The following is a 1,158-nucleotide window of genomic DNA, read 5'->3' as shown; positions in this document are numbered from 1 at the left end:
CCCCCGGCGTCATAGTAGTTGTCGCCTCTGAATTTTTTTATCAAGAAGAGTCAGAGGTGCAAGTTGAAGGCGAAACAAACTTATTCTGTCGAGTTCAAGGAGCAGGCGCTCTCGAAGGTCCTGCAGCGAGGCAACCGAACGGTTGGAGCCGTAGCCGACGAATTGAACGTGAACGTTTTGACATTGAGGAAATGGATGAGAGGTGCAGCCGCCGCGAACCGGAGCTCGAGTTCCGGACATGCAAAGCGTCCGGATGACTGGTCGCTAGAAGAACGGCTGATGGCCTTGCAGGAGAGCCACGGGTTGGTCGACGAAGCGTTGAACGGCTGGTGTCGTGAGCGCGGCCTGTTTGCGCATCATCTCGCGCAGTGGCGAGCGGATTTCTGCACCGTCGGTGTAACCGGTAGTCGGCGCGAGAACGCCCAGGAAGTGCGGGATCTGAAGCAGGCCAATGTCCAGCTGCAGCGCGAGTTGAACCGCAAGGAGAAGGCGCTGGCTGAAGCTGCGGCGCTACTGGTGCTGCAAAAAAAGTACCGCGCGCTGTTCGAGGGCGAGGCCGAATGACGGCCCCTGAAGAGCGCAAGGCATTGATCGGCCTGATCAGCGAGGCGACCCTGGCCGGGGCTCGCCAGGCACACGCGTGCAACATTCTGGGGCTCAGTGCTCGGACAGTTCAGCGCTGGCAATGCGGCGAACCTGACGTGGTGGACGGGCGCACGTTACGGCATCATGAGCCGCGCCATAAGCTTTCTGCCGACGAACGCGCCGAGCTGCTGGCGGTCGCGAACTCGCCCGAATTCGGTCATCTGCCGCCAGGCCAGATCGTGCCACGACTGGCAGACCAGCAACGCTATATCGCCTCCGAATCGACGTTCTACCGGGTACTGAAGGCCGAGAAGCAACTCGCCCACCGGCGCAGCGAACGGCCGTCGCACACACGCAGCAAACCCCGTTCGGTTTGCGCCGACGCGCCGAACCAGTTGTATAGCTGGGACATCACGTACCTGCCGACGACGATCCGTGGACAGTATTTTTATCTGTATCTGTTTCTGGATGTGTTCAGCCGGAAGATTGTCGGCTGGCAGGTCTATGCCGAGGAAAGCAGCGTGCTGGCCAGCGAAGTCCTCAGGGACCTCTGCGCGCGCGAAGCGATACAGC

Annotated in this window: 2 protein-coding genes; both read left to right on the top strand. The window is 60.4% G+C overall.

Annotated features, from left to right (window positions below):
* Positions 1–63: 63 nt before the first annotated feature.
* On the top strand, positions 64–564 hold the full coding sequence (locus F6X39_RS36070) for a transposase (RefSeq protein WP_187620146.1): 501 nt from the start codon (positions 64–66) through the stop codon (positions 562–564).
* Between the two features lie 23 nt (positions 565–587).
* Positions 588–1,158 (top strand): DDE-type integrase/transposase/recombinase (locus F6X39_RS36065; RefSeq protein ID WP_187620145.1); only part of this gene is annotated, 571 nt, incomplete at its 3' end.

The organism is Paraburkholderia sp. UCT2, assembly GCF_014397665.1.
Classification (GTDB): Bacteria; Pseudomonadota; Gammaproteobacteria; order Burkholderiales; family Burkholderiaceae; genus Paraburkholderia; species Paraburkholderia tuberum.
This window is presented reverse-complemented; position numbering and strand designations above follow the sequence as displayed.